Here is a 25,439-nt window from a genome sequence, read left to right as displayed (position 1 = left end):
CTTGTGTGATTTTATAAGTTCATTACGAAAGCGCCTTGCGCGGGAATCGAATGAAAGTGCAAATGTACGCTGTCGCAGGCTTTTTTCCATTGGTTGATTTTCCACAGTTTATTTGTATTGTCGAAGACAAAAATTGTTTTCGGAAAATGATTTTTCATTTGCCGAAAATCAATATCAACATTGTTTGACAAAATGAAAACATCTGTTTTTTTATTTGTGTCTAATTGATTTGCTGAACTATTATTTAGTATAAAAATGCTTTTGTTTTTAAACTGAAATTCGGGATAAATTGTACGCAACTCCGGAAAATTGTTTTTTGTTTTCACATGAAGAAAATTTCTTGCAGGTTTTAGTATATATTGATATTCTTCAGAAAATTTAGTAAATGTTGTATCGCTGAAATTCACGTACGACGAGCCTTTCACAAAATCAATAACCGTATGTTTCGAAATGTTGTAAACAATTGTTTTTTGCTGATGAGATACATGAATATGCCGGACAATATTAATTGTGAAGAAACAGAACGCGCAAACTAATGTTGTAGTTATTGCAATTTTATTTTTTATTTTTATAAAAAAATAAATACAAAAAGTTGCAATAATTAATAACACAACCTGTAATATGTTGATATAAATTCCCTCAATAACCGAGAAAGAAATATTACCGACTAATTGTATAGTTGTGTCAAAAAACGAAATTAGTTTTTCAACAATTTTTCCTGCAAATAAAGACAATGGAGAGAAGAAACTTAATGCAAACATTATAATTTCCGCATACAATATAATTGCTGAAAGTGGCACTGCTACAATGTTTGCGAGCAAAAACAAAACCGGAAACCGATGAAAATAATATAATACAAAAGGTAATGTCAATATTTGTGCGGCTAAAGAAAGTGCAATTGTCTGCCACAAAAATTTAATTATTTTATTATCGAATTTAATGAGATTAGAGATTGGTTTGTAAAATAAGGAAATGCTCAAAACGGCTGCATAAGAAAGTATAAAACCTGCGTCCCACAAATAATAAGGATTAATCAACAACAATAAAAATGCAGAGAAGGCAAGCGAATTATAAATAGAAGATTGACGTTGAAAAATTTTCGCCAGTAGAATTATTGTAAACATAATTGCTGCGCGCGTTATAGAAGCAACGGCACCTGCAACAAAAGTGAAAATCCAAAGAATAATTATTATCAGAATTGTGTGAATAATATTACCGTGTTTCAGCCGTTTTAACGGCGATAACAGCCATATAAAAATGTATGCGATTAAAGCCAAATGCATTCCGCTAATCGCGATGATATGTATCACACCTGCATTGGAAAATGCCTGTAATATATCTTTGTCCAAATCGCTGCGATAGCCAATTAGCAAGGCTTTCGCGACAGCGCGCTCTTGATTTCCGGAAATATTTTCATCGATTTTTTTGATGATCCAAGCGCGCGTGTCGTTCAGTTTTTTGCTTAAAAAACTAATATGCTTTTGAGGCAATACATTGAAATCTTCTTTATTCAAAAATTGCTGAAAATAAATGCCATTCTGATGACAATAAGCTGTATAATCAAACTCGCCTGGGTTTCCTGCATTGCGAATTTCTTGCAACGGTTTTTTAAAAATTAATTGTGAACCGGCTTCCAAATTCGGTGGCAAACTGTCTTTGTATATGTACACAAATATTTTTCCCTTGGCTGTTTTCCATTTCCCGTTATCTAAAATTTTTTCGATGAAAGCTGTGCTTTTCCATGTTTTCGGCTTGCTGGTTAATGGCTCTTTTAATGAAATTAAATATGCCTGCGGCGATGAAAATTTACCGACAAATTGTTCATTGTTTTTTACATTATTCGTATAAAATCTGAAGCATCCCAATGACGTCAAAAGCAGCAGCAATAAGCAATTGCGCGTATATTCAAAACGAAATTTAATATTGAGCGGAAGTAATGCAAACGCAAAATAAAACGCAATAAATATAATTGCTGAAATAATGATGTTATGAATTGAAAAATGAAAATTATTCTGCAAAATGATTCCAATGGCGAGTGAAATCGCTAAAGACAGAAAAGGAATTTTTCTTATGGTCGGGTTGTTCACGGCACGACATTTTGTAATGAACGCTCAAGGTTATTGAACACAAATTACAAAATTTTATGCAATAAAAAAGACCGTTTACGGCGGTCTTAGATATACAATAAATATGTTTTCGCATCAGCTTACCAGCGTTGCATCCAGCAAGATTTCAAAACTGAATGCGCCACTTACGGGACAAGTTTCCTCCGCACCTTTGGCAATTTTTTGAAATTCTTCTTCAGAAATGTTCGGCACTTTTGCTTTTAAAACCAGTTCAGACTTTGTGATTTTCCCTTCATCCAAAGTGATGTAGGAAGTAGTTTCCAGCTCGTCGGGAACAAAGCCGGCTTGCGTTAAATCCAAACTTAACTTCATGGTAAAGCACCCGGCGTGTGCTGCTGCGAGCAGCTCTTCGGGATTCGTTCCTACGCCATCCGCAAAGCGGCTGTTAAACGAATATTGCGTTTTGTTGAGCGTAGTGCTTTGCGTAGTAATATTTCCTTTTCCGTCTTTGATAGTGCCGTTCCAAACGGCTGTAGCATTGCGTTTCATCTTTAAATTATTTTATTGTTTTTAATAATCAGACGGAGTGCGAGGTTATCGCATTCCATAATTTTTGTTGATTATCAAAATTACGAAATTGATGTGTGGCTAAATATTAAACTTATGAGAAGAAATTAAAACACCGTCAATTGATGAAAATCGTCTTCCGTCAAATATTTATTTGCAATATCCTGCAACGCTTGTGCGGAAATGGTTTTAATGGTTTCGATGCTTTTGTAAAAAAATGTTTCGTCCAAATTGTTTAGTACATAACTTTTCCAGCGATTGATGATTTGAAAAGGTCCATCCAGACTGCCGAGAATGCTGCCGAGCATATAATTTCGTACGAGTTCAAGCTCATCTTCGTCAATCAGTTCTTCGCGCAAAATTTTTGCTTCTTTCCACACTTCATCAATCGTTGCCTCGCAAACGTCTTTGCCCGCTTCGGTGGAAATGATGAGCGCGCTTTCTTTGATATGGTTTTGCAAATAGCTGTGAATGCCGTAAGTGTAACCTTTGTCTTCACGAATATTGCTCATCAAGCGCGACCCAAAATAACCGCCGAAAATCGTGTTCAGCACCTGCACTTTTTGCCAGTCTTCGGAATGCCGATTAGGGAAATTCCGCGCAATTCTTATGGCGCCTTGCACGCTGCTTTCGTCGTTGATGATAATTTGTTTTTTCTCTGTTGATGGATTTGACGAATAATTTAGTTGATTAACTAAATTGAAATTATTTTTAAAATCTAGCGAACCAAAATATTTGTTTAATTGCTCGTGAATATCGTTGGGTAATTTTCCCGCAGCGAAGATTTGACAAGTTCCGTTGGTATAATTTTCTGTATAAAAATTTATCAAATCTTCTCTTGATAAAGCGTCCAAACCCGCAGCAGTTGTGAATTTTCCGTAAGGATGCTGCTTGCCGTACAAGGCTGCGTCAATCAATCTTCCGGCAACAAATTCTCCTTTTTGCAAATTAATCGCGAGACGTTGTTTTTGGTTTTGTTGGTAAATGGAAAGTTCCGTTTCCGGGAAAATACTTTCTGTAATCACCTCACTTATCAAGGGCAAAAGTTGCGGCAAATGCTTGCTCAGACAGCTCACGCCGATGGAGGAAACCTCGTTGCTGCAAAACGTAGAAAGATGCGCGCCGTAAAACTCAAATGCTTCGCTTATTTCAAAAGCGGTTTTATTTTTAGTCCCGGTTTTCAACAAGTAATTTACAGATGCTGCAACTAAGTTTTTCTTTTCAAAACTATTTCCTGCGTAAAAAACAAATTCAATATTGGCAACTTCTTCCGCGCCTGCATTTACGAGGTACACAGGCGTTTTGTTGTCCAGAGAAAATTGTTCGCAGGGTTTTAATTTAATATCGAAATTGACCGCATCTACAATCGGCGGCGCTATGGTTCTGTCTAACATTGTTTATTTTGTATAATCTTTAATCGGGTTTACATTTTCCAACAAACGTGCTTGATGATGGATGGTTACAACAGTTACAACGTCTTTGTCGTAATGATAAATGATGCGATAAGACTTGTGCAGTAATTGTCTAAGTCCGTTGTATTTATCGGGAAAAACAGGCTTGCCTATTTCAGGATATTTTTCCAAAGTGTCAATCTTTTTGTCAATTGCAAGAATGAATTTATTCGCGTTGGATATAGAATCGGCAGAGATATAATCTTTTATGTGCTCAATATCTTTTAAAGCTGATTCAGCATAAATTATTTGAGCCATGAATACATTATTTTTTTTGCTTCTTCCTGTGTATAAACTTTGCCTTCGCGCATATCTTTTAAGCCTTGCTCAATTTTTTCCAGCAAAATAATTTCTTCAATCACTTCGTCAATGTCCTCAAATTCTTCCTGCGGCATTGCTTCAATTGCAGCTATTATTTTTGTTTTTGAGATAGACATAAGAAAAATGTTTTTTCAAATTTACGATTTATTCCCCACGAAATCAATTCTCCGCAAAATATCGCAAAGTATTGCTGTTCGAAGGTTTGAAAATTTCTTTTGCTGTTTTTGTAAGCGATTCCAAAGTTACGGATTGATACTTGCCAAGTTCTTCATTCATTAAGTTTGCATCACCCAATAATTCATAAAAAGCCAGACTATTCGCACGGTTGAGAACGCTCATGTCTTCAAACGCAATCATACTTTCCGTTTTGTTGATGACTTTTTGTAGCTCTTTTTCCGAAATACTTTCGTTCAGCAATTTTTCAATTTCTTTATCCACGGCAGCTTCCGCGTCCTGCATGGAAACGCCTTTGGACAATTTGCCGTCCACAACAACCAAACCTGCATCAATACTTCCTAAATGATAACATCCGATGCCGGAGAATAATTGCTGCTCTTTTACCAGACTTTGGTACAATCTCGACGATGGTCCTTCGCCCAAAATATCCGTGAGCAAATCAACCACATAATAACTTTCGTCCAATCTTCCGCCGATATGCCAAGCCTTGTAAAGTGCGTCCACAGGTACTTTCGCACGAACTTCGGTTATTTTTGCTTCGGTTTGTTCAGGCTCTTGCGACAAATTTCTTTCGTATTTTTTCCCTGAAGGAATCGGCGCAAACCATTTCTCCGCAAGCGATTTTATTTGTTCTGTTTTTACATTTCCTGCAACTACGAGAATCGCGTTGCTTGGCGTATAATGTTTAAAGAAGAAATTTTTTACATCATCCAATTTTGCATTTTCAATGTGGCTCAATTCTTTTCCAATCGTCATCCAGCGATAAGGATGCGTGGTGTACGCCATTTCGCGCAGCTTGTGCCAAACATCGCCGTAAGGCTTGTTGATATAATGTTCTTTAAATTCTTCACTCACAACTTTGCGCTGCACGTCCAAACTTTTTTTGCTGAATGCAAGGCTTAGCATTCTGTCGCTTTCCAGCCAAAAAGCCGTTTCAATATTTTCCGCAGGAAGCTGGCAATAATAGTTGGTCAAATCGTTTGTGGTGTACGCATTATTCTCTCCGCCGGCACGTTGCAAAGGTTCGTCGTAATCGGGAATGTTGATGCTTCCGCCAAACATTAAATGCTCAAATAAATGCGCAAAGCCTGTCTGCTCGGGGTTTTCGTCGCGCGCACCCACATCGTACATGATGTTTACAACAGCCATTGGCGTGGAATCGTCTTCGTGAACCAACACGCGCAATCCGTTGTCTAAAACAAATCTTGAATATTCAATCATAATTTTCTAGTATAAAAAGTGTGTAAAATTACGGCATTGAGATGGAAAGTTGAAAATCGAAAAAAATGACAAGAAATAAAAGATTCCTCTATTTCATATTTTATAATTCTTAATTCAAAAATCCCTTACATTTGTCTCCGTCAAAATTCATCTATGATATTACCTTTTTTAACTATTGCGCCGTCGGAGAACAGAGGCAAAGGCGTGTTTGCAACCAAAAATATAGCTAAAGGAACGATTGTTGAAATTTCTCCTGTGCTTGTTTTATCGCCGAAAGACAGAAAACAACTTGAAGCAACAAAGCTCACAAATTATATTTTCGAGTGGGGCGACAGTCGTCGGAAAGCTGCCATGGCATTGGGTTACATCTCAATGTATAATCATAGTTATGATGCGAATTGCGAGTACGAAATGGATTTTGATGATGAAATAATGACGATTAAAACCGTAAAGCCGATTAAAAAAGGAGAGGAGCTGTTTATCAACTACAATGCAACGCCGGATGATAAAACCGAAGTCTGGTTTCATCATTTGATTAAAGAAAGTTAATACACTCCCGCAGATTTTCGCCGATAAAAAATACGCAGACACTCGCAGAAAAATCCGCGAAAATCTGCGGGAAATTATTCTATAACTGAAACATCACTTTCAACGCATTCCACAATTTTCCTTTGAATGTTTTTGCGTCGGGTGTGTTTTGCATCATAGATTGAAGCGAAGGTGCATTCAGTATTTGAACCTTATGAATCGTTTTTATTTCAAATAAATTATCGTGTTGCGGCAGCGAAATTTTTTCGGCGTTCACGCCAAAAAATAAAACAAATTTGCTGTTTGCATCTTCGATTATCTGGTTAAAACTTGCGGGCGTTTTTGCAAGATTGATAATAGATACATCGCCGATGTTAAATTTGCAAGCCGCGAGAATATTGGACAAAAACTGCAATTCATTTTCGCCGATAAATACATTTTCGGCATCTTCCACTAAGATAGAAATATTGCGCTGATTGTTGCCGAGCCACTGCAATTTGTTTACATTTTGCGTAGGATTAATTTCCTTACCTTTGGACGGAATTTCAACAGCACGAACAAGCTTTTCTTTCGGTTCAATAATGACCAAATCATTTTTGTACAGTTGTGTGAAAATAAAGCCGGGCAGATGAAAATCCATAATAAAACAATAATAATTTACAAAGCACGAATATACATTTAAAACCCAATTTTATGGATACCGTTTCAACAATTAAAGTTACAAAAACAGAGACCAGCAGATTATCGCAGGTAAAACTGGAAAACCTGTCGTTTGGAAAAGTTTTTACAGACCACATGCTGGTTGCCGATTATGCAGACGGCGCGTGGCAAAGTGTGGAAATTATACCTTATCAGAAGCTTTCTTTTGAGCCGTCTTTGGCGGCGATTCATTACGGACAATCGATTTTTGAAGGCATCAAAGCATATTTGAATGTTCGCGGCGAAGCGGTTATTTTTCGTCCGTATGAGAATTTTGCGCGCTTCAATGAATCGGCTTTGCGTATGCAAATGCCTGAAGTTCCCGAAGAGATTTTTATTGATGGAATGAAAGAATTGATTAATCTTGATAAAGAGTGGATTCCAACAATGGAAAATCATTCTTTATACATCCGCCCGTTTATGTTTGCAACGGATACGTTTATTGGAGTTCGCCCTTCGGCTACTTATAAATTTATCATTTTGTTGAGTCCTACGGGACCATATTATGCAAAGCCGAGTCGCATTGCGGTGGAAGAAAAATATACGCGCGCTGCGCCCGGCGGCGTTGGTCGTGCAAAGAATGCAGGCAACTATGCCGCGAGCCTGAAACCTGCTGAGGACGCTCGTTTGCGCGGTTACGACCAGGTTTTATGGACAGATGCTTTTGAACACAAATGGTTGCAGGAAGTGGGAACGATGAATGTGTTTTTTGTGTTGAAGGATGCGGTAGTTACTCCGTCTTTGGAAGAAGGAACAATTCTTGACGGCGTTACGCGCAGAAGCGCCGTAACCGTTTTAAAAGAAATGGGCTTGAATGTCGAAGAAAGGCGCATAAACATTGATGAATTGGTAGATGCCTATAAAAAAGGCGACCTCATCGAAGCATTCGGAACAGGAACTGCGGCAACTATTGCGCCGATTAAAGAATTGGCGTATAAAGATGAACATTTGGAATTTGACTTGGCAAAAAATCAGGTGTCGAGCGAATTGGGTAAACGTCTTTCTGATATTCGTTCAGGCGTTGCAGAAGATACGCATGGCTGGATTGTGAAGATATAATTTTTCATTTTTTGTAAAATAAAAATCCGCTTTGATTAAAATTTCAAAGCGGATTTTTGTTGCAAGTCGTTTTTGCCAGGGAATTTCTTTGGTTTCGGGATTATTTTCTTCGCTGAAAAATTTGCCAGTTACTCCGTCGTTGTCAGTCAAAGCGTATTTGATTATATGTTTTGTCGCTTCCTCAACTGTTCCTGTTTCTATATATGTCCGTTGAAATCTGTTTTAATAAATCCGGTGTAAACGACATTAATTCTGAACGTGATGTCCCGAAGTTCAAACGCGGGGTCAATTTTGCATATGTCCCAAAGTGATTTTTGTTAAAAACAAAAAGCCACAAATAATTTGTATCTGTGGCTTTTTAGTGATTGTTTCAAACTTGTCTCTATGCGATTAAAAACCGTACATACCGCCCGAAACAGAAAGCTGTTCGCCGGTAATCCACGCCGCATCATCGGAAGCAAGAAATACGGCAGCTTTCGCAATATCTTCGGGCTTTCCCCTGCGACCAAGCGGTGTATTAGCAATAAACATTTTCTCATATTCGCTGCCTTTGGTAACGCCTGCATCGGCTGCTCCTTCTGTTTCCGTAGCGCCCGGCAAAATGGAATTGATACGAATGTTTTTTGCTCCCAATTCTTTCGACAATGAAATCGTAACGGCATCTATTGCTGCCTTAGTTGCTGAATACATCGAGGCGTTCGGGAGCGGCATTTTGCTTGCACCCGAACTGATATTGATGATATTGCCGCCTTTATCGCTAAACAGTTTCAAAGCGGCTTGGATAGTAAGTACAGCCCCCAGAACATTAACATTGAAAGACTGATGAAAAATTTCTGCCGTTACCTGTTCGATAGGCGCGTATCCCTGATACACCGCATTGTTTACCAAAATATCCAACGAGCCAAAAGCATTTTTGGTTTCTTCAAACAGCTTGTTTACATCAGCTTCATTTGATACATCGGCTTGCACTGCAATGGCAGTTCCGCCGTTGTCGGTTATCGTTTTCACTACTTTGTCTGCTGCTTCTTTACTGGAAGCATAATTTACAACTACCTTTGCCCCTTCGTGGGCAAAGGCTTTTGCAATGCCTGCACCTATTCCTTTTGATGCGCCTGTAACGATTGCTACTTTGTTTTCTAACTTACTCATTTTTGAAAATTTATTTTTAAGATTTAAAATATGCCATCACGATTCATCATCAATCGAACTTGACCAAGTCCTGAAATATCAGCCTGCCCCATCTCTTTCCGATAGCGTGTACAAGTAGTCCTCCTTCCGAAAGCCCGCCAAGGTTAATCGGCGCAAAACCGAGATTTTCCGTAAGTTCACTAATCTCCGCTACTGCGCCGTCATCATCGCCTGCCAGAAACACAACTCTTCTTCCGCCATTTACATTTGGGTTTTGGTTAAGAACAGCAGCTATCAAATGGTTAAAGCCTTTTACAAGTTTAGCCCCGTTAAATGCCTGCTCTACAAACTTGGAAGACGGCTGTCCTCCCAATTCTTCAAGCGCGGTAAACGTGTTCATCGCATCAACGATAATTTTTCCTTTCCAGTTAGGCAGCGCCTTTGCGACATTTGGATGAGACTCGAAACGAACAGCTAAGAAGATGATATCCGCCTTAACGGCTTCTGCCAAAGTTTTGGGAATAACTTCGGTGCCGATTGCTGCCGCATCGGCAGCAAAGCTTTTAGGGTCTCGAGTGGTTGCAACAAATACTTCAATGCCGTTGCGGGCAAACGCCTTCGCGAGTGCCTTTCCTATATTGCCGAAGCCAATAATTGCATAGCTCGCTACTTTGTCTTCTGTTTTGCTCATTGTGTCTGATTATTTTTAATTAAATTTTTTGGTAAAAAGCCACAAACAATTTGAGTGTATGTGGCTTTTTGTTTATTGTTGGTTATTGCAGTGAAGTGGCAAGATTCAGCATTCCGCCGTCTGCCAATATTTCTGTACCTGTAATAAAACTTGCTGCGTCAGAAGCTAAGAACAAAACTGTTTTAGCAATTTCGTCTGCATTGCCAACTCGCTTTACCGCAGTTGCCGCAGCCATTTGTTTTTTGAATACTTCTTTTTGTTCATCACTGAAACCGCTTGCTTCCATCCAATTCGTTTCAACTGCTCCCGGAGTAACAATATTTACACGAATTTTTCTGCTTGCCAATTCATTGGCGGCAATTTTAGTAATGGTGCTTACGGCGGCTTTCGTTGCCGAATAAACACTGCCGTTTGCCATGGTAAAATGGGCAGCGTTTGAAGACGTTGTTATAACTGATGCTCCTTCTGCTAAATGTGGTATCAATTTTTGCAATGTGAAGAACAAGCCTTTTACATTGGTGTTGAACTGCGCGTCAAAATCCTCTTCGCTTGTAAATTCAATCGGTGCAAATTTTCCGAAACCTGCGTTCAGAAAAAGCACATCTAATTTTCCGTTTGCTGCAACTGCCTTTTCTAACGTTGCGATGTCAGCCAATTTTGAAATGTCGGAAACCAGTGTATTTAATTGAGGGCTGTTGATTTCTGTTGCCGCTTTTTGCAAGGCATCAGCCTTTCTTCCTGTTATCAAAACATTTGCTCCCGCATTGATAAATGCTTTTGCCGTGGCTAAGCCAATGCCTGTGCTGCCGCCTGTAATAACTATGTTTTTGTTTGTAAAATCCATTTTGAAAATTATTTTAATTATTTAATAGAGCAAAGGTAGAATCGGTAAGTTATTTTTAGTAACTTTGTGCTCAAAAATAACAGTAACACAGGTGTAACAAAGTAACATTATGGGGTGTAAAATAGCAGAGTTCCAGCAGGAGCAAAAGAAAAGAATGAGGTCTGTTCAGGACGCGATGGATGCGCTGAACGGGAAATGGAAAATTTCCATTATTTCATCTATTTGCTGTTACGGCAAAAGGCGTTTTTCCGATATTTTGAACGATGTGGAAGGGATTTCCAACAGAATGTTGAGCAAAGAATTAAAGGAATTGGAAATAAACCAATTGATAAAACGAAGCGTTTTAGAGACGCAACCCATAACGGTTCAATATGAACTGACGGAACATGGCAATACGCTGCAAACCATTATCAGTAATCTTTCAGATTGGGGAGTTGTACACCGAAAGAAAATTGTGGGGAAATAGATTACCGAATGTTTTTTCTAATCCAACCCAATGAGTGTTACAAAATATCTCGGAAAGAAATGATGTATCAATAAGAGAAATTTTACACCAAATTTTTTATCATCCAAATATTGCATGTCGGGTGTCCGGAATTTCCCAAAGGGTTTTCCAATCTTTTAAACCCGTTTTTCTCATAAATGGAAACGGCTTTTGAAAATACGGGAAGGCTTTCAATATATAATTGTGTATAGCCAAAATTAGTCGCGGCTTCAAAACATTTTTCCATCAATATTTTTCCCAAGCCTTTGCCTCGTGCTTCTTTGGAAATATAAAATTTTACCAATTCTGCACAGCCTTCGGGCAAATTTTCCGTTGGATAAATTCCGCAACTGCCGACAATCATATCATTTATCTCAGCCACAAAAAAGACTGATTTCGGTGTACGGAAAAGCTCATACAAGTTATCCGTTGTCGGGTCGGAGTAAACTGTTCCACATTGCGGCGCATCAAATTCGTGAAATACTTCGCGTATCGTTTTTGCGACAGTCGGATTATCTTCGGACCGAATTTCCCGAATCTCAAAAAACTTATTTGGTAAATTGTCAGGCATAATTCGACAAAAATAATGAAGAAACCTGCCGTTTTTCATTATTTATCCGTGAAAATTTTGAAATGTGTAAATAATATACTTACCTTTGCAGTCCGTTAAAAAAATAAGTATTTTAGAATGCCTACTATACAGCAATTAGTAAGAAAAGGTCGCGAGACCATCAAAGCAAAAAGTAAATCAAGAGCGTTGGATGCTTGTCCTCAACGTCGCGGCGTATGTACTCGTGTATATACCACTACTCCTAAAAAACCAAACTCGGCTCTGCGTAAAGTTGCAAAGGTGCGTTTGACCAACAAAGTGGAAGTTATCGCTTACATTCCCGGAGAAGGGCACAATTTACAGGAACACTCTATCGTATTGATTCGCGGTGGTCGTGTTAAGGATTTACCGGGTGTACGTTATCACATTGTTCGCGGTAGCTTAGATACTGCGGGCGTAAAAGGACGCAAGCAAAGCCGTTCCAAATATGGCGCTAAGAAAGAAAAAGCTAAGAAATAAACCCTTAACCCCTAAAGAGGGAAAGAGTATAAATATTTTTTCATAACGGCTGAGTAAAGTTTTAATACTTGAAGAAGTTCAGCCAACATTAAAAATTAAAACAAATGCGTAAAGCGCAAGCAAAGAAAATTCCTTTAGCACCTGATGCTAAATACAATGACATCGTGGTTACACGTTTTGTAAACAACTTAATGTGGAGCGGTAAAAAAAGTACGGCTATAACTATTTTTTACGATGCTTTGGATAAAGTTTCCAAAACTACCGGAGAAAACGGTTATGAGGTTTGGAAAAAAGCATTGGCAAATGTAACTCCATCTGTTGAAGTTCGCAGCCGCAGAATCGGTGGTTCTACTTTTCAGATTCCTGTGGAAGTTCGTCCGGATAGAAAAATTTCACTGAGCATTAAATGGCTCGTTCGTTACAGCCGCGACAGAAACGGGAAAACAATGGCAGATAAATTGGCAAACGAAATTGTTGCCGCAAGCAAGGGCGAAGGTGCTGCTTTCAAAAAGAAAGAAGATACGCACCGTATGGCGGATGCAAATAAAGCATTCTCGCATTTCAAAGTTTAACGGAATAAAACTTAAATATTGTAAAAGCTGTTCGCCCGCGAACGGCTTTTTTATTTTAAATGCCTTAATTTGCAAAACATATTATAATAGTATGTTTTCAAGTTTTCTTACTTCGTTCGGCAGATATTTACAGATGTTGAAACTAATGTTCAGCAAGCCTGAAAATTTCAAAATGTATTGGAAAGAATTTATGACCCAATGCTATGAAATCGGTTACGGCTCACTGCCCATTGTACTGATAATTTCTGTGTTTCTTGGCGCGGTTACAACAGTACAAACGGCTTATCAGTTGGTAAGTCCGTTGATACCTCAGGCAACTATCGCGCAGATTGTGCGTGAGAGTATGATACTCGAGTTATCGCCAACGGTTTTGAGCATTGTACTTGCGGGCGTTGTAGGCAGTAAAGTGGCTTCGGAGCTTGGAAACATGCGGGTTTCGGAGCAAATAGATGCTTTGGAAATTATGGGAATTAATTCCGCGTCATATTTGGTGCTGCCTAAAATTTTGGCGTCGATTGTGGTTGTTCCCTGTTTGGTTGTAATTTCCATTGTTGTAGGTATTTGGGGCGGTCGTGTTGCCGGAAGCATGGCAGGCATTATCTCGCCGAATGTTTATGACCAGGGAGCGCGGCAGAATTTTACGGCGTTTAGCGTAGTGTTTGCATTAATCAAATCATACACATTTGCTTTTCTTATCAGCAGTATTTCCGCATATTTTGGTTATTATGTAAAAGGCGGTTCGCTCGAAATCGGTCGTGCAAGTACAAAATCAGTCGTGGTTAGTTGTATCATGATTTTGTTTGCTGATTATATTTTGGCGGCGATATTATTATAAACGTGAGAAGTGAATCGTGAAACGTGAGTGGCGTTTTCTCACGACTGACGTTTCACGTCTCACAACAATGAACTATTATCCATGAACTCAATTTTAGACATACTCATTATTGGTGCCGGACCGATTGGTCTTGCCTGTGGCATTGAAGCGCAAAAAAACGGATTGGATTATTTAATTGTGGAGAAAGGAGCATTGGTCAATAGTTTGTATCACTATCCTTTGTTCATGACGTTTTTTTCAACGGCGGACAGATTGGAAATTGGCAACATCCCTTTCATGTGTCTTGCGCCGAAACCCGGACGACAAGAGGCTTTGGAGTATTACAGAAGCGTGGCGCGTAATAAAGAGCTGAATATAAACTTGTATGAAAAAGTAGAAGAAGTAAATAAGCAAAACGATGGAATTTTTTCCGTTGTTACTTCAAAAAAAATATATCGTGCGAAGAATGTAATTGTAGCTACGGGCTTTTACGATATTCCCATTTACATGAATGTTCCGGGTGAAGATTTGCCCAAGGTGCATCATTATTACAAAGAAGCGCATCCTTATGTCGGGCAAAAAGTTTTGATTATTGGCGCGAATAATTCCGCCGTTGATGCGGCTTTGGAAATATGGCGAAAAGGCGGCGAACCTACGATGTTAATTCGCGGTAGCGAAATCGGCGAACGTGTGAAATATTGGGTAAAGCCCGATATTGAAAACCGCATTAAGGAAGGAAGTGTCAAAGCGTATTTTAAATCGCAGCTTTTGGAAATAAAAGAAGATGCAATAGTGCTGAAAGATGCCGATGGAAATATTGTAACGCTGGAAAATGATTTTGTACTGGCAATGACGGGCTACAGACCAAATTTTGATATGCTGAAAAAGTTCGGTATTCATTTAAACGAAGCCGATGATTTTGTTCCTTCTTATAATGACGATACGATGGAAACCAACGTGGACGGGCTTTTCCTTGCAGGCGTAGTTTGCGGCGGCATGAACACGCACAAATGGTTTATCGAAAATTCAAGGGTTCATGCAGAGAAAATTTTGAAGAGGATTTTGGAGAAGAAAGGATAAAATTAGTTTGTAATAACGTGTAATTACACTAACTTTGCCGTTAAACAAATTTATATGGAAGTCGCAATTTCACAAACAAAAGTGGTTAGAATAGGAAATTCCAAAGGCATTGTGATACCTAAAAAAATGCTTCATGTTCTTGGCGATGAAGTGCGTTTGAAATTGGAAAATGAAACGATTTTGATAGAGCCGCTCCAAAGAAAGGTTGTGCCGCAGGAACAATGGGAAAAAATACTTGCCGAAAGTAAAAACGAATATGATTACGATGAATTTGCAGATTTTGATACTGCTCTAACTGACGGCTTAGATGATTAAGAACTGTAAAAAATGGGACATTGTTTGGGTAGATTTAGATCCGACAAAAGGCAACGAAATCAGGAAAACGCGACCTTGCGTTATTCTCTCGCCAAATGCTATCAACAATACGTTGAACATTGTTACGATTGCGCCCTTGACTTCTACGATTAAAGAGCTTCCAATGCGAATTACGATTATGCATAACAAAAGAAAAAGCAGCGTGTGCATTGAACAAATTCGTACCGTATCTAAAGAACGAATTGTTTCCATAGACCGACAACCTGTTAAAGAAGAATACAGAGAATTAATTACGCTGACTATTTTTGAATACTTCAAATAATTTTAATAAACTTAGTACGGACGGGCTTTTACAGAGAAAATTGTGAAAAGGATTTTGGAAAATAGGAATTGAAATATTGTTATTCTTTATGGCTTATAAGTTCATTAAGCCGTTTTATTTTTACTCGTGGAAAAATCATTTCAACAAAAAACAAGAATATAATAAGGAAGATATCTATAAATCCCCAAAAAGTAATTTCTTGAGTGTAAATCATTTCATTTATTGTTCTACTTATTCTAAATGATATATAAGGAAGAGCAAAAGTCAGAAGAAGCATGCCAATAACTATTTTAGGGAAAATCTTTTTTGTTTTATTTAAATCCTCAATCATTTTATCCCACTCTTCTCTGCTTTCAAAGTTTCTATTTTAGTATCTTCAATCATATTGATTTTGTTAAGGTAACACAAATTTATTGCATCTTTTTATCCTCTCAAAATACTTATCTTCGCTGCCATGCAAAAAGAAGTTGTTTTAAGCGGAATTCGTCCAACGGGATTTCTTCATCTTGGAAATTATTTTGGCGCCATGCGCAATTATGTGCGTATGCAGAATGAATATAATTGTTACTTTTTTGTAGCCGATTGGCACAGCTTAACTACGCATCCCGACACGAAAGAATTGCAAAACAGCGTGCATCGCGTGCTCGCAGAAAATATTGCTTGCGGGCTTGACCCTGAAAAAGTTTCGCTCTATGTGCAAAGCGATGTTCCCGAAATTGCGGAGTTGTATTTATATATCAATATGCTTGCTTACAAAGGCGAGTTGGAAAAAGTGCCTACGTTCAAAGATAAAGTGCGCCTGCAACCCGAAAATGTAAATGCAGGATTACTTACCTATCCTGTTTTAATGGCTGCGGATATTCTTATTCATCGCGCGGTAAAAGTACCTGTGGGCAAAGACCAGGAGCAGCATTTGGAAATGGCGCGCAATTTTGCGGAACGCTTCAATCACAGGTACGGCGAGGTTTTCCCTCAGCCGAAAGCCTTTAATTTCAGCCATGATTTGGTTAAGATTATGAGTCTCGACGGCAATGGAAAAATGAGCAAGAGTGAAAACCAAATGGCTACGATTTATCTTTCGGATGATGATGAACTGATTCGTAAAAAAATCATGAAGGCAAAAACCGATTCCGGTCCTACGGAAGATAATTCGCAGAAACCTGACTATATTGAAAACATTTTTACACTGATGAGTCTGGTAAGTGAGGAAGATACATTGAAAAAATTTGAAGAAGATTATAATAAATGCAGCATTCGATACGGCGATATGAAAAAGCAGTTGGCGGAAGATATGGCGAAGTTTGTTGCGCCCATTCGCGAGAAAGCCACAGCTATTCAGAATGACAAAACGTATTTGAAAAAAGTGATGAGCAAAGGAGCCGCTAAAGCGCGTGAAAGCGCAAGCGCAACTATAAAAATTGTGCGTGAAAGTATGGGAATTAAATATTAATTTGCTAAGCCGGTTTTTCCCGGAACTTAAATGTTTACTTTTTAATTTATTGGAATAATGGCAAAAGCTACCGCCAAAAACAAACCTAAACACATCGCAGTCGCGGGCAATATCGGAGCGGGGAAAACCACGCTCACGCAACTGTTGAGCAAGCATTACAAATGGATTCCGCAGTTTGAAGATGTTGACCACAATCCTTATCTCAACGATTTTTATGATGAAATGTCGCGCTGGAGTTTCGAGTTGCAGATTTATTTTCTCAACAGTCGTTTGAAACAATTGCTCGAAATCCAAAATGGTACGGAAACCGTGATTCAGGACAGAACCATTTATGAAGATGCCAATATTTTCGCGCCCAATCTTCACGATATGAACCTGATGAGCACACGCGATTTTAATAATTATTACAACTTTTTCAAGACGTTGAAAAGCATGGTAAAGCCGCCGGATTTATTGATTTATCTAAAAGCGTCGGTGCCGGCTTTGGTAGCACAGATTCAAAAGCGAGGCAGGGAATATGAAGATAATATTCGCCTCGATTATCTGAAAAAACTAAATGTTCTCTACGACAAATGGATTGAAAGTTACAAAGAAGGTCCATTGCTTGTAATTGATGTGGACAACATCAACTTTGCAGAAAATGAAGAGCATCTCGGCAATATTATCAACAAAGTGGATGGGCTTTTGTATGGACTGTTTTAAACCATGATTTATGGGATTATAAGGATTTTGAAGAAAAAAATTGAACAAGAAAATTATATTTGATAACGCTTGCACGTCATTCCCGCGAAAGCGGGAATCTCAATAAAAAATAATATGATTCAAAACATTTCTTTCATCACAATCGGTGTAAAAGATTTAGACAAAATGAAATCTTTTTACAAAGATATGCTCGGTTGGAAAACAAGTAATGATGAAGAAGGAATTGTGTTTTTTAAAATGGATAACGGATTAACATTTGCTTTGTTCCCTGAAAAAGAATTGGCTGAAGATATAGGAACGGCGCAGGTTTTAGCCGGGTATAAAAATTTTGCGCTCGCTATAAACTTGCCTTCACAAGAAGATGTGAATGATTTTTTTCAAACACTGATTGAGAAAAAAGTAACCATACAAAAAATGCCCGAACCTGTTTTTTGGGGCGGTTATCGCGGCTATTTTTCCGACCCTGAAAATAACTTTTGGGAAGTGGCATATAATCCGTTTTTGAATTAAACAAATTATTGTTGTATGCTGTGTGCGGTGTTCTCGCCGCGCATTTTTATTATGTCGCCTCATGTCGACTTTATAAAATGCAAACCGCCTTCTCATAGAAAAGACGGCTTGCAACAAGTTAGTTATTAATGCGCATCAAGCGTAGAACTTTACGTGTAAAATGATGAACGAATGATTATTATCAGGCTTTCAACCCCGAAGGGGGCAAACGTGCAGGTCGTATTTCTACTATAACATGTCATCCCTTTGGGATGAAATATCCGTTGTTTCTGCCGTCGTTATTACTTCGCTGTCGCTTACCCGGCAACAAACATCTTCCTGATGTCCAATACCTTTTAATAAATCATCTATCAAACAAAATATTCTTATAATTTTATCCTCGTTGAGCATTTGATATTACTTTTTGTGTCGTAACTCAAAGTTATATCTTATGCTCTTCTCTTTTATAACCCGCAACTTGGGTTAATTACATATTTTTTATCACTATTGTCCGACTAAAATAGATAAAAAAGCGGTTCCGAAGAACCGCCCGATTAGTTAAGTTTGAGTTACCAAGCTTAAACAATAACTAATGAGTGAAATTATAAAATTTACCGGACAGCCGATATTATCGCAGATATTAAATTTAATAAGCAGTTCTTTGATAAACAAAGCAGTCAGAAAACACCAGTCCAACCGGTACTACAAGAAATTACCGGTACGTATACATTTGATAAGCCTGCTGTATGGTGTATTCAGCTATTGCAACGGTTTGCGGGAGCTGTGCGAGGGGATGTTAGCCTGTGAAGGCAAGTTGGTTCACCTGGGTTTTGATAAAGCGCCTGCGCGCAGCACGCTGTCGGATGCCAACAGCAAAAGAAGTTTTCTGGTGTTCGAAACGATTTATACCGAATTGTTACAGCAATACCACAGTTTTATCTCGGACAGCCGGTTAAGGGGCTTGAGCATCCGTAATCTGAAAATAATTGACAGCAGCACTATTCAGTTGTTCAGCGAATTGCTTCGTGGCGTAGGGCGCAACACTAAAGACGGGAGCCGCAAGAAAGGCGGCATCAAAGTACACACAATGATGGATGCCTTTAGCGGAGTGGCTGAGTTTGTGCGTATGACCGCCGCCCGGGAGCATGACCGTAAGTTTCTGTACGAGTTGGATTTACCTGCCAACAGTTGGCTGGTGTTCGATAAAGCCTACAATGTGTATCGTCAGTTTTTGAAATGGACGGAACAGAAAATATGGTTTGTTACCAGGATGAAGGACAATGCTGTTTTTCACGTAACCAAAGTATTGGTGGACAGAACAAAGAAAAAAAATGCAAAAGGCGTGTTGAAAGAACAATACATCACCATCGGGGTAAAAACCGGCAATGGACAGGAACAACGGCTCAAGCTAAGGCGCATCACGTTCCAGACCCAGGATGGCAAGGCATATGTGTTCATTACCAACAATTTTACTTTACCGGCTTCGCAGATAGCCACGATATACAAAAACAGGTGGATGATAGAATTGTTGTTCAAGCAAATCAAGCAGAACTTTCCGTTGCGTTACTTTTGGGGCAATAGTGTGAATGCTATTAAAATGCAGGTATATTGCGTACTAATAGCACAACTGCTGATGGTGGTCATTAGGAAGAAAGCTGCAACCAGGAAATCTTTTGCCAACATGATCACCGTTATAAGATTGCACCTGATGAGCTATGTATCGTTGTTAGAGTTTATCAAAGACACGTATAAGGCATGGAGAAAAACACACAACGCTTCTTTTGCTTTTACACCATAGAAAAAAAATCGGGGGTACTCCCCCAATTTTGAAACAATAACTTTTTATGCTGTAGTCCTTTACTATAGAGAGTTACAGCAGATTTATACCCGATTTTAGTCGGACAATAATGATTTTTTATACAAATTATTAATTTCTTGTTTATTAGATTAACATTCAAAAATTATATCTAAATTTAATTATTCAAATTATTTAAAATGAAAAAGGGAAGCTTAAGCGATTTCGAGTTTAGTTACAGGAATGATTATGCACATAGATTTAGTTCAAGCAATTATGTTTTAGCGGTAAAAGATGAAGATTTTCCTGATCGAAATATTATTCCGATTTTATATTATGAGAATGGACAGGTTCAGGATATTAATAATGATGATATGGAAAAGATAGTCGTAATTCCTCATAAAACTATAAACGACAGGTCTTTATCAAGATTTCATTTAAACGAGCTGATTAAAATATCTTTTGGAAATATATACGACAATTCTAGATATTATGAAGGCTCTAAGTTACCTAAATGCGCTACAGTAGATTCTTATATCTATCCAACTGATAAAAATGATGTTGTTGAAATATTTAATGGAATAATAGACGAATCAACTTCTAGAATTAAATTATTGGATTCTTATTTAGATTCATTAATACTAGATATTTATGTAGAAGATAATACCCCAATATTTATTGAAACAAATAATAAGATTGTTGGACCATTTAAAGTTTTAGGAAAGGATAGTGAAGGATATTTCAACGTAGAAAAAAATCTATGGAAACCTTTTGGAGAATATAAACTTACAAATGAAATTTATATTGAATTTACGGTTAATGAGGTTACTCGTAAAATTCATATTCCTTCTTTTAATAAATTTGAACTTTTAAATACTCTTGATTTCAAGGATGACACTGAAATAATTAAAGAGTTTAAATTTGTACTAACTGAAAATTCAGAAACTTTTGATAAACAGCATATAGAAAATTTATTAGATATTCTGAGTAAAACATATAAAATAAAATCAATAGACAAATATATATCTGAAAACAAGAGAATTGCTGAAATTATTAAAAATACTGAGAACGTAATATTTTCAAACAAAGAACTTGCTCTACTAATTCCAGAGATTCACAACATAAAAATTGAAATTGAAAGACTACAAAATGAAGAGTTTGAACTAAAAAGCAATGTTGAAACATTCTCAACAAGAAAAGATATAATCCAACAAGAGTTACATCAAAAGCAAGAGGAATTACAAAAAGTAAGTTCTGAATTAGAAAATCTTAATAAAACGAAGGAAGAAGAATTACTTAAAATTAAATCGGGCTTAGAAAATGATATAACTGTTTTGCAAAATGAGAAAGACAATTTGGAGAATGATATAAAAACTGAAACCGAGAGTAAATCAAAAGAATTAAATTTTGTAAAAGAAAAACTTCAAGAATTAAAAAAAGCGGAAGAGGATTTAAAATATTCCGTTGATAAATTAAAAGTGGAGAATCAAGAGACTCAAAGAGATTCTCTGAAAGGATTAATTGATTTATTTAAAAATAAAAAATACTTTGATTTTTTTAGTGGACGAGACTTATCCGAATATGATAAAAAAGAAGATAAAGAATTTACCGATTTTTCTATTTTAGATACTTATTCTGATTATCTCCAATTAAGAACAGACTTGGTTTCAATCTTGAATAAAAATGGAAGAAATTTTGATACCCATTTTATTGATAACTTATTAATTTCAATTCATCAAAACACATTAACAGTATTAGCAGGACTTCCAGGTACAGGTAAAACCAGTTTAGCAAGATTATTAACAAAAATATTATCTCCAAAAGAGAGGATTTCAGAAGTGTCAGTAAGCCGTGGATGGTCTTCTCAAAAAGATTTAATTGGTTTTCAAAATCCATTAACTAATAAATTTCATTCTGCACCCACAGGTATTTATGAATTATTGACCCAACTAGATTATGAGTCTAAAAGCAAAAAGTATTTAGACTCTCCAATGGCATATATAATTTTAGACGAGGCGAATCTAAGCCCTATAGAACATTATTGGTCAACGTTTTATAATTTAACAGATTCTACTGCAAAGCAAAACAGTCTTTTATCAATTCCACTAGGGAATAACTTAAATCTGGAGTTTGCAAATAATCTTCGATTTATAGCAACAATCAATTACGACCAAACAACTGAGGGGTTATCTCCCAGAGTAATTGATCGAGCAAACATAATTCAAATTCCGGCAAATAGTTTTAACATCGATACGGTTTCGGTCGAGGAAATAGACAGGTTGAATATTTCATATCAAAAATGTATTGATTTTTTTAATCTTTTTGACTTTCAGGAAGAAAAACAAAATGTTGAGTTATCTGATGAATTGAACTTGATTTTTAATGATATAAAGAAACGTTTTAAAACTCTTAGAATTCCAATAAGCCCACGAGTGGAAATAGCTATTAAAAGATATTGTTTAGTAGCTAAAAACTGGATGAAAAAAGAAGTTTCTCGCCCATTAGACTATTGTGTTGCTCAAAGACTCTTACCTATGATAAATTTACAGGGAGATTCTGCAAAAAACAATCTGGAAGATTTACTAAATGTTTTTGAAAAAAACGATTTGAAAAAATCTAGTGAAATTCTAAAACGAATTATTGAAACAGGGAATGAAGACAGTATTTTTGAAGGAAATTATAATTATTTCTTAACCCTGACTTATGCTTAAAATATTTCTGGTAAATAAAGACAAAAAGATAGAGGTTGTCCCTTCAAATAATATTTATACTGTTTATGAATTGGGAAAATATGAGATATTCTATACGTCTGACAATATAATATCCAACAATGTATTTATTGAAGACATTCCTGTTGATTCAAATAAATTATCTCAAAATGGCAATCAAATAAAATTATTAGAATTTAGATATTTTGAAAATTATTTTGGCTACGCAAGTTTAAATTTGAATAATGAAATTTTTCTTTTCAACATCAAAATTGAAAAACTAAAATTATCAGAAATCGAAGATATTTTCATTTATCTATGGAAAAAAGAAGACAAACTTTTCAATATTTTCTTTTCTAAAAGTACATACGAATTAGACTTTAAAAGAAAAGGATTTGAATTAGGGCAAACTTCTAAGTTAATCTCATTCATTGAAAATTTTGTATCAACTTTCGAGAAATTATATTTTTCTTTTGAAAATTTACCCCACACTGTTTTGAGAAAATTTCATAAAAAAACTAAATATGATTCTGACAAAGTTACTGTCGATACAGTAGATTGGATGTTAAATAATTTAGACGAAATATATTTTGACAATTCTTTCAAAGGTCATTTTAATTCAATAAAAATCAGTAATAAATATGGAATAATTGACAATATCAAAACATCTGAAAATATAAATTCATTTAATATTTATGAAAATCAAATTATTTTAGGATCATTTAAGATTATTCTGAAAAAACTAAGTCAATTAAAATCTGAAATTAATTCAAACATCAATGTCCAACCAAATAAAGACGAATTATATGCAGATTTTAGGGATTTAAAAAGAATTCCTTTTATAAAACTTTTTGATGACTCTACTTCGTTAGAAAAAAAAGTAACTAAACTATTTAATAGATATCAAAAGCTTTTTAAAGAAGTACAACCTAAAATAGAAAAACCAATTTTAACGACAGTTTTTGCTCAAAAACTACACTATAAAAAAGCCTTTAGCTTAATAAAAAACTTGAATGATTATAAGTTTGATTTATTTGGAGAATTTAAACTATTAAATATAAGTAAGTTAAGTAAACTCTATGAAGTTTATAACTTATATATAATTCTTGAATCAATAAGACAAAAGTTAAGATTAGACTTGTTTAATATTATTGCATCTTCTGATAGAAATGATGAAATAATTGAGAAAATAATTTTTGATAGTAGTAATTATAGTATAAGGCTATTATATGAACAAAAATTCTATGATATTTCAAAAACGATACAAGAAACAGAACTTAGAAGAATTGACATAAAGAAAGGAAACTATTACAATCCTGACTATATCATAGAGATTTTTAATAAAATTGAACAAAAAAAGAAATATTATATTCTTGATGCGAAGTATTCGAAACTTCAAACCGTAAGAAGCATTCATCTACCAGATTTAATTGAAAAGTACATTATCAACACAGGAATAAATGGAAATCCTAATATGAAAATAAGTTATTTAAACTTAATTTTCCCAAATGAATACGGTCAAAGTGTTATTGAAAGTGAATATTTTGAGCCAACAATTAATCTAATAGCTTCCAAACCAAACTTTGAAAAAGAGTTAAATTTATTTGTTACAAGAATTATAGAAAAAAATCTACCTGAGAATTTGATATATCCTTATAATACTTTATATCAGAGTTAATTATAACTGTACAAAATAATGCAACTCAACTACAAATCTATCAACTCCGAATTTCAATATCCGTTTACCATATCCAACGGAAGAACCAAAACGCATCAGCCTGCGTTGATTGTTTCGCTGCAACTTGGCAACCACATGGGTTTTGGCGAAGCGCCTGCAATTACTTATTACAATATTACAGTCGAAAAAATGATAGAAGATTTGGAAGCGAAAAAAAATTTCGTGGAAAAATTTGCATTAACTGACCCTGAAAGATATTGGCATTACCTGCATCATCTTTTTCCGCAAAACCCGTTTTTGGTTTGTGCATTAGACATGGCTTGTTGGGATTTGTATGGAAAATTAAAAGGGCGACCTTTGTATAAATTATGGCAAACCGAATGGAAAAATGTTCCGCTTTGCGATTATACCATCGGTATAGATTCGATTGAAAAAATGCAAGAAAAAATCAAGGCAAATCCTTATCCGGTTTATAAAATAAAATTAGGCACAGATGAAGATATTGAAATCGTGCAATCGCTCCGAACCTTGACAGATGCGACTTTCCGCGTAGATGCAAATGCCGGCTGGACTTTGTACGAAGCCTTGCAAAAAATACCAAAGCTGAAAGAACTTGGCGTTGAAATGATTGAACAACCTTTGGCAAAAGATAATTGGGAAGGCATGAAAATTTTATACAAAGAATCTCCCATTCCATTGTTTGCCGATGAAAGCTGTGTATTTGAAAACGATGTTGAAAAATGTTTCAATCATTTTAACGGCATCAATATCAAGCTTACAAAATGCAGCGGCATTACGCCTGCGTTGCGTATGATAAAACGCGCCCGTGAACTCAACTTAAAAGTGATGATGGGCAGCATGAATGAAACCGAAATAGGCTCTGCTGCGGTTGCAAATTTTCTGCCTCAGCTCGATTTGGTGGATGTGGATGGTCCTTTGCTTTTAAAAACCAATAAACCCGAGGGCTTGAATATTAAAAACGGTGTTGTTTCTTTATCGGGATATGCCGGCTTAGGAGTAAAATTTTCTTGGGAATAAAACCTGTTGCCCAAAACATTCTCCACTTTTTGTGATTAGATTTTGTTGTTTATATTTTGATGGTATTTTGTGGAAACGTTTTCACAAAAATTCTTTATTTTTGATATATTGAAAGCATTTATTTGTGAAAACTAAATTTTTCAATATCTTTTCTTTAAAATAAAAGCGAAT

The 25,439-nt window shown here is 36.4% G+C and carries 28 protein-coding genes and 1 pseudogene; 16 read left to right on the top strand and 13 right to left on the bottom strand.

Going from position 1 to position 25,439, the window contains the following annotated elements; translation table 11 throughout:
- Window positions 1-11 precede the first annotated feature (11 nt).
- The 6 genes from A9P82_RS06835 to A9P82_RS06810 form a co-directional block, all read right to left on the bottom strand.
- Complete coding sequence (locus tag A9P82_RS06835; RefSeq protein WP_082915265.1) at window positions 12-2,087, bottom strand: ComEC/Rec2 family competence protein; 2,076 nt, start codon at window positions 2,085-2,087, stop codon at window positions 12-14.
- A gap of 114 nt (window positions 2,088-2,201) precedes the next feature.
- Entirely contained in the window at window positions 2,202-2,615 is a 414-nt protein-coding gene (locus A9P82_RS06830) for an OsmC family protein (protein ID WP_066205824.1), read from the bottom strand.
- Window positions 2,616-2,740: 125 nt separating this feature from the next.
- A complete protein-coding gene (locus A9P82_RS06825; RefSeq protein WP_066205821.1) occupies window positions 2,741-4,027 on the bottom strand; it encodes a M16 family metallopeptidase in 1,287 nt (428 codons plus the stop codon).
- 3 nt (window positions 4,028-4,030) lie between these two features.
- Window positions 4,031-4,342 (bottom strand): type II toxin-antitoxin system RelE/ParE family toxin, encoded by a 312-nt coding sequence (locus A9P82_RS06820; RefSeq protein ID WP_066205818.1) that lies wholly within the window; start codon window positions 4,340-4,342, stop codon window positions 4,031-4,033.
- Entirely contained in the window at window positions 4,330-4,521 is a 192-nt protein-coding gene (locus tag A9P82_RS06815) for a hypothetical protein (RefSeq protein ID WP_066205814.1), read from the bottom strand. Before A9P82_RS06815 ends, A9P82_RS06820 begins: the two co-directional genes overlap by 13 nt.
- 43 nt (window positions 4,522-4,564) lie before the next feature.
- Window positions 4,565-5,803 carry a M16 family metallopeptidase gene (locus A9P82_RS06810; RefSeq protein WP_066205812.1) on the bottom strand — a complete coding sequence of 413 codons (1,239 nt, stop codon included), beginning with the start codon at window positions 5,801-5,803 and terminating at the stop codon, window positions 4,565-4,567.
- 153 nt (window positions 5,804-5,956) lie between these two features.
- Between A9P82_RS06810 and A9P82_RS06805 the strand changes: the two genes are divergently transcribed.
- Complete coding sequence (locus tag A9P82_RS06805; RefSeq protein ID WP_066205809.1) at window positions 5,957-6,352, top strand: SET domain-containing protein; 396 nt, start codon at window positions 5,957-5,959, stop codon at window positions 6,350-6,352.
- A gap of 79 nt (window positions 6,353-6,431) precedes the next feature.
- On the opposite strand, the gene A9P82_RS06800 is transcribed toward A9P82_RS06805, so the two are convergent.
- Window positions 6,432-6,971, bottom strand: coding sequence for a hypothetical protein (locus A9P82_RS06800; protein WP_066205806.1), 540 nt, complete (start codon window positions 6,969-6,971; stop codon window positions 6,432-6,434).
- A 53-nt stretch (window positions 6,972-7,024) separates the two neighbouring features.
- On the opposite strand from A9P82_RS06800, the gene A9P82_RS06795 reads away from it, so the two are divergent.
- Window positions 7,025-8,089 carry a branched-chain amino acid aminotransferase gene (locus tag A9P82_RS06795; RefSeq protein ID WP_066205801.1) on the top strand — a complete coding sequence of 355 codons (1,065 nt, stop codon included), beginning with the start codon at window positions 7,025-7,027 and terminating at the stop codon, window positions 8,087-8,089.
- Between the two features lie 390 nt (window positions 8,090-8,479).
- On the opposite strand, the gene A9P82_RS06785 is transcribed toward A9P82_RS06795, so the two are convergent.
- The 3 genes from A9P82_RS06785 to A9P82_RS06775 form a co-directional block, all read right to left on the bottom strand.
- Complete coding sequence (locus A9P82_RS06785; protein ID WP_066205794.1) at window positions 8,480-9,238, bottom strand: SDR family NAD(P)-dependent oxidoreductase; 759 nt, start codon at window positions 9,236-9,238, stop codon at window positions 8,480-8,482.
- Window positions 9,239-9,287: 49 nt separating this feature from the next.
- Window positions 9,288-9,908, bottom strand: a complete 621-nt coding sequence (locus A9P82_RS06780) for an NADPH-dependent F420 reductase (protein ID WP_066205789.1) — start codon at window positions 9,906-9,908, stop codon at window positions 9,288-9,290.
- A gap of 82 nt (window positions 9,909-9,990) precedes the next feature.
- Complete coding sequence (locus A9P82_RS06775) at window positions 9,991-10,752, bottom strand: SDR family oxidoreductase (protein WP_066205785.1); 762 nt, start codon at window positions 10,750-10,752, stop codon at window positions 9,991-9,993.
- 109 nt (window positions 10,753-10,861) lie between these two features.
- On the opposite strand from A9P82_RS06775, the gene A9P82_RS06770 reads away from it, so the two are divergent.
- Complete coding sequence (locus tag A9P82_RS06770; RefSeq protein WP_066205783.1) at window positions 10,862-11,218, top strand: winged helix-turn-helix transcriptional regulator; 357 nt, start codon at window positions 10,862-10,864, stop codon at window positions 11,216-11,218.
- A gap of 82 nt (window positions 11,219-11,300) precedes the next feature.
- Here the strand turns inward: A9P82_RS06770 and A9P82_RS06765 are convergent, their stop codons facing one another.
- Window positions 11,301-11,807: a GNAT family N-acetyltransferase gene (locus tag A9P82_RS06765; RefSeq protein ID WP_066209677.1), complete on the bottom strand. Its 507-nt coding sequence runs from the start codon at window positions 11,805-11,807 to the stop codon at window positions 11,301-11,303.
- Window positions 11,808-11,924: 117 nt separating this feature from the next.
- Between A9P82_RS06765 and rpsL the strand changes: the two genes are divergently transcribed.
- From rpsL to A9P82_RS06735, 6 genes are all read left to right on the top strand, one after another.
- Window positions 11,925-12,305 carry a 30S ribosomal protein S12 gene (gene rpsL / locus A9P82_RS06760; RefSeq protein WP_066205775.1) on the top strand — a complete coding sequence of 127 codons (381 nt, stop codon included), beginning with the start codon at window positions 11,925-11,927 and terminating at the stop codon, window positions 12,303-12,305.
- 104 nt (window positions 12,306-12,409) lie between these two features.
- Entirely contained in the window at window positions 12,410-12,877 is a 468-nt protein-coding gene (rpsG, locus tag A9P82_RS06755) for a 30S ribosomal protein S7 (protein WP_066205768.1), read from the top strand.
- 91 nt (window positions 12,878-12,968) lie between these two features.
- Entirely contained in the window at window positions 12,969-13,712 is a 744-nt protein-coding gene (locus tag A9P82_RS06750; protein WP_066209675.1) for an MlaE family ABC transporter permease, read from the top strand.
- 81 nt (window positions 13,713-13,793) lie between these two features.
- Window positions 13,794-14,771, top strand: coding sequence for a YpdA family putative bacillithiol disulfide reductase (locus A9P82_RS06745; protein ID WP_066205763.1), 978 nt, complete (start codon window positions 13,794-13,796; stop codon window positions 14,769-14,771).
- A 54-nt stretch (window positions 14,772-14,825) separates the two neighbouring features.
- A complete protein-coding gene (locus tag A9P82_RS06740) occupies window positions 14,826-15,086 on the top strand; it encodes an AbrB/MazE/SpoVT family DNA-binding domain-containing protein (RefSeq protein WP_066205760.1) in 261 nt (86 codons plus the stop codon).
- On the top strand, window positions 15,079-15,408 hold the full coding sequence (locus A9P82_RS06735) for a type II toxin-antitoxin system PemK/MazF family toxin (protein WP_066205757.1): 330 nt from the start codon (window positions 15,079-15,081) through the stop codon (window positions 15,406-15,408). The genes A9P82_RS06740 and A9P82_RS06735 overlap by 8 nt, the downstream gene beginning before the upstream one ends.
- 79 nt (window positions 15,409-15,487) lie before the next feature.
- Here the strand turns inward: A9P82_RS06735 and A9P82_RS06730 are convergent, their stop codons facing one another.
- Window positions 15,488-15,739, bottom strand: a complete 252-nt coding sequence (locus A9P82_RS06730; RefSeq protein WP_066205753.1) for a hypothetical protein — start codon at window positions 15,737-15,739, stop codon at window positions 15,488-15,490.
- A 123-nt stretch (window positions 15,740-15,862) separates the two neighbouring features.
- On the opposite strand from A9P82_RS06730, the gene trpS reads away from it, so the two are divergent.
- From trpS to A9P82_RS06715, 3 genes are all read left to right on the top strand, one after another.
- Window positions 15,863-16,858: a tryptophan--tRNA ligase gene (gene trpS / locus A9P82_RS06725; protein WP_066205751.1), complete on the top strand. Its 996-nt coding sequence runs from the start codon at window positions 15,863-15,865 to the stop codon at window positions 16,856-16,858.
- A gap of 57 nt (window positions 16,859-16,915) precedes the next feature.
- Complete coding sequence (locus A9P82_RS06720; protein WP_066205748.1) at window positions 16,916-17,560, top strand: deoxynucleoside kinase; 645 nt, start codon at window positions 16,916-16,918, stop codon at window positions 17,558-17,560.
- A gap of 114 nt (window positions 17,561-17,674) precedes the next feature.
- Window positions 17,675-18,070 (top strand): VOC family protein, encoded by a 396-nt coding sequence (locus A9P82_RS06715; RefSeq protein WP_066209673.1) that lies wholly within the window; start codon window positions 17,675-17,677, stop codon window positions 18,068-18,070.
- 270 nt (window positions 18,071-18,340) lie between these two features.
- Here A9P82_RS06715 and A9P82_RS15725 read toward each other — a convergent pair.
- A pseudogene (locus tag A9P82_RS15725) lies at window positions 18,341-18,460 on the bottom strand (IS982 family transposase); the annotation flags it as partial.
- A gap of 181 nt (window positions 18,461-18,641) precedes the next feature.
- Here A9P82_RS15725 and A9P82_RS06710 point away from each other — a divergent pair.
- The 4 genes from A9P82_RS06710 to A9P82_RS06695 all read left to right on the top strand — a co-directional run bounded on the left by A9P82_RS06710 (window position 18,642) and on the right by A9P82_RS06695 (window position 25,268).
- Complete coding sequence (locus tag A9P82_RS06710; protein WP_066205739.1) at window positions 18,642-19,847, top strand: IS4 family transposase; 1,206 nt, start codon at window positions 18,642-18,644, stop codon at window positions 19,845-19,847.
- 197 nt (window positions 19,848-20,044) lie between these two features.
- Window positions 20,045-22,555, top strand: a complete 2,511-nt coding sequence (locus A9P82_RS06705) for a hypothetical protein (RefSeq protein ID WP_066205734.1) — start codon at window positions 20,045-20,047, stop codon at window positions 22,553-22,555.
- The gene (locus tag A9P82_RS06700; RefSeq protein WP_066205731.1) at window positions 22,548-24,230 is read left to right on the top strand and encodes a PolC-type DNA polymerase III family protein; all 1,683 of its coding nucleotides are present in this window, start codon (window positions 22,548-22,550) and stop codon (window positions 24,228-24,230) included. Before A9P82_RS06705 ends, A9P82_RS06700 begins: the two co-directional genes overlap by 8 nt.
- 18 nt (window positions 24,231-24,248) lie before the next feature.
- On the top strand, window positions 24,249-25,268 hold the full coding sequence (locus A9P82_RS06695; RefSeq protein WP_066205728.1) for a dipeptide epimerase: 1,020 nt from the start codon (window positions 24,249-24,251) through the stop codon (window positions 25,266-25,268).
- The last annotated feature ends 171 nt before the right edge of the window (window positions 25,269-25,439 follow it).

Origin of the sequence: Arachidicoccus sp. BS20 (genome assembly GCF_001659705.1) — a bacterium.
Lineage (GTDB): Bacteria > Bacteroidota > Bacteroidia > Chitinophagales > Chitinophagaceae > Arachidicoccus.
This window is presented reverse-complemented; position numbering and strand designations above follow the sequence as displayed.

Coding starts and splice junctions, on each gene's coding strand:
- A9P82_RS06830 (WP_066205824.1), bottom strand. CDS start 2,615: ATGAAACGCAATGCTACAGCCGTTTGGAACGGCACTATCAAAGACGGA.
- A9P82_RS06825 (WP_066205821.1), bottom strand. CDS start 4,027: ATGTTAGACAGAACCATAGCGCCGCCGATTGTAGATGCGGTCAATTTC.
- A9P82_RS06820 (WP_066205818.1), bottom strand. CDS start 4,342: ATGGCTCAAATAATTTATGCTGAATCAGCTTTAAAAGATATTGAGCAC.
- A9P82_RS06815 (WP_066205814.1), bottom strand. CDS start 4,521: ATGTCTATCTCAAAAACAAAAATAATAGCTGCAATTGAAGCAATGCCG.
- A9P82_RS06810 (WP_066205812.1), bottom strand. CDS start 5,803: ATGATTGAATATTCAAGATTTGTTTTAGACAACGGATTGCGCGTGTTG.
- A9P82_RS06805 (WP_066205809.1), top strand. CDS start 5,957: ATGATATTACCTTTTTTAACTATTGCGCCGTCGGAGAACAGAGGCAAA.
- A9P82_RS06800 (WP_066205806.1), bottom strand. CDS start 6,971: ATGGATTTTCATCTGCCCGGCTTTATTTTCACACAACTGTACAAAAAT.
- A9P82_RS06795 (WP_066205801.1), top strand. CDS start 7,025: ATGGATACCGTTTCAACAATTAAAGTTACAAAAACAGAGACCAGCAGA.
- A9P82_RS06785 (WP_066205794.1), bottom strand. CDS start 9,238: ATGAGTAAGTTAGAAAACAAAGTAGCAATCGTTACAGGCGCATCAAAA.
- A9P82_RS06780 (WP_066205789.1), bottom strand. CDS start 9,908: ATGAGCAAAACAGAAGACAAAGTAGCGAGCTATGCAATTATTGGCTTC.
- A9P82_RS06775 (WP_066205785.1), bottom strand. CDS start 10,752: ATGGATTTTACAAACAAAAACATAGTTATTACAGGCGGCAGCACAGGC.
- A9P82_RS06770 (WP_066205783.1), top strand. CDS start 10,862: ATGGGGTGTAAAATAGCAGAGTTCCAGCAGGAGCAAAAGAAAAGAATG.
- A9P82_RS06765 (WP_066209677.1), bottom strand. CDS start 11,807: ATGCCTGACAATTTACCAAATAAGTTTTTTGAGATTCGGGAAATTCGG.
- rpsL (WP_066205775.1), top strand. CDS start 11,925: ATGCCTACTATACAGCAATTAGTAAGAAAAGGTCGCGAGACCATCAAA.
- rpsG (WP_066205768.1), top strand. CDS start 12,410: ATGCGTAAAGCGCAAGCAAAGAAAATTCCTTTAGCACCTGATGCTAAA.
- A9P82_RS06750 (WP_066209675.1), top strand. CDS start 12,969: ATGTTTTCAAGTTTTCTTACTTCGTTCGGCAGATATTTACAGATGTTG.
- A9P82_RS06745 (WP_066205763.1), top strand. CDS start 13,794: ATGAACTCAATTTTAGACATACTCATTATTGGTGCCGGACCGATTGGT.
- A9P82_RS06740 (WP_066205760.1), top strand. CDS start 14,826: ATGGAAGTCGCAATTTCACAAACAAAAGTGGTTAGAATAGGAAATTCC.
- A9P82_RS06735 (WP_066205757.1), top strand. CDS start 15,079: ATGATTAAGAACTGTAAAAAATGGGACATTGTTTGGGTAGATTTAGAT.
- A9P82_RS06730 (WP_066205753.1), bottom strand. CDS start 15,739: ATGATTGAGGATTTAAATAAAACAAAAAAGATTTTCCCTAAAATAGTT.
- trpS (WP_066205751.1), top strand. CDS start 15,863: ATGCAAAAAGAAGTTGTTTTAAGCGGAATTCGTCCAACGGGATTTCTT.
- A9P82_RS06720 (WP_066205748.1), top strand. CDS start 16,916: ATGGCAAAAGCTACCGCCAAAAACAAACCTAAACACATCGCAGTCGCG.
- A9P82_RS06715 (WP_066209673.1), top strand. CDS start 17,675: ATGATTCAAAACATTTCTTTCATCACAATCGGTGTAAAAGATTTAGAC.
- A9P82_RS06710 (WP_066205739.1), top strand. CDS start 18,642: ATGAGTGAAATTATAAAATTTACCGGACAGCCGATATTATCGCAGATA.
- A9P82_RS06705 (WP_066205734.1), top strand. CDS start 20,045: ATGAAAAAGGGAAGCTTAAGCGATTTCGAGTTTAGTTACAGGAATGAT.
- A9P82_RS06700 (WP_066205731.1), top strand. CDS start 22,548: ATGCTTAAAATATTTCTGGTAAATAAAGACAAAAAGATAGAGGTTGTC.
- A9P82_RS06695 (WP_066205728.1), top strand. CDS start 24,249: ATGCAACTCAACTACAAATCTATCAACTCCGAATTTCAATATCCGTTT.